The 4,532-nt window shown below is 46.2% G+C and carries 3 protein-coding genes; all 3 read right to left on the bottom strand.

The genetic code is table 11. The annotated features are described in order from the left end of the window. Positions 1-425 (bottom strand): DUF2808 domain-containing protein (locus tag C7B77_RS24670; RefSeq protein WP_106311166.1); only part of this gene is annotated, 425 nt, incomplete at its 3' end. Positions 426-794: 369 nt separating this feature from the next. Then, the gene (gene sbnA, locus C7B77_RS24665) at positions 795-1,901 is read right to left on the bottom strand and encodes a 2,3-diaminopropionate biosynthesis protein SbnA (protein WP_106311163.1); all 1,107 of its coding nucleotides are present in this window, start codon (positions 1,899-1,901) and stop codon (positions 795-797) included. Positions 1,902-2,440: 539 nt separating this feature from the next. Beyond that, positions 2,441-4,532: M16 family metallopeptidase (locus C7B77_RS24660; protein ID WP_106311160.1), on the bottom strand; the 2,092-nt coding region annotated here is incomplete at its 5' end.

Raw genomic sequence — 4,532 nt, 5'->3', positions numbered from 1 at the left:
CCGTCTACAGTTCGAGCGTAAATATAATAGACAGATAACTGTGTCCGCATATTTCGACTGACACCGTTAAAATTAATTCTTAATTGAGTATCGGGGGAGATCGATCGAGTAAATCCGATTATCAGCCGTTGACCTTGACGAGAAATTGGGGCATCGATAACGCGATCTCCATCAGTAATTTCAACTTTACTAGTTTGGAAATCGATATTTTCAGGAACATCGATGCTGAGACTTTCTAAAGCTGGACTATTACGCGGAATGTGAACTTGAATAGTCTGGCGGACAGTCGCCCATCGATGGTACGGAAACTCAAATTTACTCTCTACATGAGGTGATGTACTATCGCTAGCATTGGCAATGTTGCCAAGATTAAAAGCTGTAGTCAGCAAACCCACTGAGGCGATCGATATTAATAATTTGCTCATAACTGTAACCGATTTTTAGTGGTATAGCAATTCTGGTGTAGTTGGAAGTATCGATTGACAAAATCTCCTCTTTAAATCTGAAAATTTTGCACAGCAACAGTTCCAGGCACCGCTGCCTTCATAATGAATATTTTTTATCGATCGAATATGATGAGAAAATAGACTCTAAAAATGGCTGTGTAGTAAGCTATTTCTCTACTAAGAAGATGGCGTCAAAGCTCGGAGTCGAGCGACAGATCGATGCAACAAATTTTAATAATTTGTTTGTAAATGTAACTTGTTATTTTAGTTCTCGATCGCGTCCGGCATCGTGGTAGGGGACATTGCGAGAATGCCCCTCCATTAGTAACACCATTTCTCAATCCTCAATCAATTTAGTGGCTGCAATTTAAGATCGCCGAAGTGTTCTTTTACCCAACTATCTGTATAAATTGTGTCTAAGTAGCGTTCGCCGCGATCGCATAAAATTGCCGCACAATTTGCACCACTAGCGATCGCCAGCCGTTGTTTATGAATCGCGGCGATGACTGCACCTGACGAACCACCCGCCAAAATTGCCTCGCTCCGTAATAAGTGATGACAGGCGATAATACATTCCGAATCGGAGACGTGTACGCACATGTCCTCTAAGCCAGGTTGAAATAGCTCTGGTACCCGCGCGGCACCATGCCCAGGAATTAAGCGTTTGCCGCGTTTGTCGCCGAAAATCACGCTACCTTTGGCATCGACAGCAATAATTTTGGTGTTGAGATTGTGGCTCTTGATATATTCCGAGCAACCGCGCAGGGTACCGCAAGTACCAGTCGAGAGGAATAAGTAGTCCAATTTACCATCGAGTGCTGTGGCAATTTCATGCATCGTCTGATGATGAGCGCGGGAGTTATTCATATTGGCGTACTGCTGACACCAAAAGCTTTGCGGGATGGTATCGAGCAAATGTTTGACACGAGCGATGCGAGCAGGGAGAAAGTCGCCAGTCGCCGGATCTGGTTCGGTGACTATATCAACTTGCGCGCCATATGCGTTGAGGATCTTGATATTTTGGCTGGTAGTTTTGGGATCGACAACGCAGATTAAATGTAAACCGAGGACGGTACATGCTTGTGCTAAACCAATTCCTAAATTCCCAGAACTAGATTCGACAATTGTATATCCTGGCTTAATATGTCCGTTTTTCAATGCATTTTTGAGCATGTTGAAAGCCGGACGATCTTTAACGCTGCCGCCAGGATTGAACATTTCCAGCTTGGCAAAAAGATTGAAACTGGAGTCTTTAAAAACGCGGTCTAATTTAATTAATGGTGTATTACCGATAGTTGTCAAAATCCCCGCATTTAATGCGCTTAAATCTTCTTGTGGAGCAACGCTAGCAAGCTGAGTAAGACTTTCTATCGATATTTTTGCTTTGGTGGGGCGAGTTGCTGTATGTGAATAAGTCGCGCTACTAGACTTAGTTTCAAGATTAGATGGAGACATGGTAGATGAACCTCTGTGTGGGATGTTCTAGCTTGTTTTAATGTTTGATAAGCCTAACTTCAGCGATCGTAATTACGTTTCCAGAAAAGTTGGCTATATTTTTTGAGGCCAAATCGTTATTATTTTATTAGTATTAAAAAATAGTCACAAAGAAGCCAAGCTGGCACAATCTTATTGTTTTAAGATCGTTAAAAATAACCGTAAAATAGCCAAACTGGCACAAGTTTCAGGAGTTGCCTGGGTATAAAATCATCACTTTCATACTTAAAGATGATAGCGACTCTCATCTACATGAATGAGTTTGGAGTTTTATGCACTCGATCTACACGATCGAGACTTTCGTACTTACAGATAATGGTGTACCCTCATCTACACGATTGAGTTTTGAGTTTTATGCACTGGATCTACACGATCGAGTTTTGGGTTTTATGCACTCGATGCAGTCTTTAGTACGCAGCTATGAGTAAATTCGATCGAGAAATCGCCAAAAAAAAGAGTAGGTAAGCAGTTTGCTCACCTACTCTTTTGTTAAGAATTTGTTACTTTTGTGGTGGCCCAGCGGTGACAACCACCAAGCGATCGGGTTGAATTAATTCCTTCGCTACTTGGTTGACTTGCTCCAAGGTTACGGCTTGAATCTTCTTTGGAAATTCGCTAATTTCGTTGGGATTTAAACCATAGATGGCATTACCGAGGGTAGCTCCAGCAATCTCATCGGGGGAAGCGAGTTCGACGGTGTAGTTACTGGTGATGCTGCCTTTGGCACTGTCAACTTCGGCGGTGGTGACTCCTTTAGTTTGGAGATCTTTCAACAGCGCGATCGTGCTTTGAGTGGCCTTTGAAGCATCTTCTGGTGCGGTTTGCATCGAGATAATAAAGGTACCCTGACGTTTGCCAGCAGCAAAGCTACTATAGATGCCGTAAGTTAAACCTTGACGATCGCGAATTTCGGTACCCAGACGGCTGGAAAGGGTATCGCCACCAAGGATTTGATTGAGTACCAGGGCGGAATAGTAGCGCGGATCTTGGCGATCGATCGCTTTATTGCCGAGCAGGGTAATTGCTTGGGTTTTGCCTGGAAGAGAGGGGCTAACCAGTACCTGCTTGTCTGGTAACTCTGGTGTTGGGTATTTGAGTTTGACTGACTCAGCCGTGGTAGACCATTTGCCCAGCGTCGCTTCTAACAAGCTTTTGACCTCTGCAACCTTAAAGTCACCCACGATCGCTAAAATCGTGTTGCTGGGGAGATAGTGCTGGCGATAGAAGGTTTGCAGATCTGCTGTTGTCAATGCCGACAAAGTTTCGGCGGTGGGGAAAATAGTAAACGGGTGATCTTTGGGATAAATCGTTTGTTGGAATTTGCGCCGCGCCACGCTATTGGGATTATCTAGCTCTAGTTTGAGGCCAGTTAGTGCCCGCCGACGGCTGAGTTCAAATTGTTGTTGGGGGAAGTTGGCGTTTTGAACGACATCGGCCAAGGTTTGCAGCAGAATGGGTAAGTCGCTGGATAGAGCATTGCCTCCTAGCCCCACGCCTTCCCGACTCGCCCCAAATGCCAGTCCCGCCCCGCGATTTTCTAATGTTTTGGCTATTTCCAGGGCGGTTTGAGTCTTGGTGCCGCTCATGATATTGGCAGCAGTGAGACTAGCCAATCCAGCTTTATTAGCACTGTCATATTCTGTCCCAGCTTGAATACTTCCAGTTAATGTCACCGTCGGCGTGCTCGAATCGGGAAGCAAAAAGACGCGCAACCCATTTTTGAGTTTCACCTCTTGCGGCAAAGTTTGAGTTTGGCTGGCCGTATCTGCATCTAATGGGGGGAGATATTTCGCCAGTTCGCTAGCGTCTAACGGGGCACCTGTCTCGATCGTCCCGGCTGTTTTACCGCCTGTAGCTGCGGGTGCCGCTTGCGCGGTAATTTGGGTCGGCTCGAAGAAGCCGATCGTTTTGAGGTTGGGTTGGAGATATTTTTTGGCAACTCGTTGGACATCGGCGAGCGTGACGCGTTCGACGCCAGCGAGATACTTATCGGTAAATTGATAGTCGCCAGTAGTAGTTTGGTCGTTACCGAGTTGTCTGGCTTGCGAATTGATATCGCGGTTGCTCAGGAGGTAGGCGGCTTTGAGCTGGGCTTTGCCGCGCTCGATTTCGCTAGCTTTGGCTCCTTTGGTTTGGAGTAGCTCGATCTCTTTCTCGATGGCGGCTTCTACTTTGGGGAGCGATTTGCCAACTTCCACGACCGACGAAATCTCATACCAACCGCCAGCAGCGAGGTTGATGGCACCACCGTTAAGACCAGCCGCAATCCCCGTTTCGACGATCGATTGATACATCCGCGAGCTGCGTCCTTCGGTGAGGACATAATTCATCACATCGATCGCGGGTACATCGGGATGATTGGCATCTGGTAACGGATATACTTGGTTGGAGAGCTGGGTGCTACCTGGTTCTTTGAGAGTCAGCCGCCGCGTGGGTTTGATGTTTGTCGACGTAGACTTGGCAACTTTGATTTCCCGCCGGGGGACTTTGCCAAATGTCGCATCCACTTTAGCCATCAGCTTGGCAGTATCGAAGTCGCCGACGACAATTAACGTGGCATTATTCGGTGCATAGTAAGAGTCATAATAAGAC

It is taken from the genome of Chamaesiphon polymorphus CCALA 037 (genome assembly GCF_003003845.1).
Classification (GTDB): domain Bacteria; phylum Cyanobacteriota; class Cyanobacteriia; order Cyanobacteriales; family Chamaesiphonaceae; genus Chamaesiphon; species Chamaesiphon polymorphus.
This window is presented reverse-complemented; position numbering and strand designations above follow the sequence as displayed.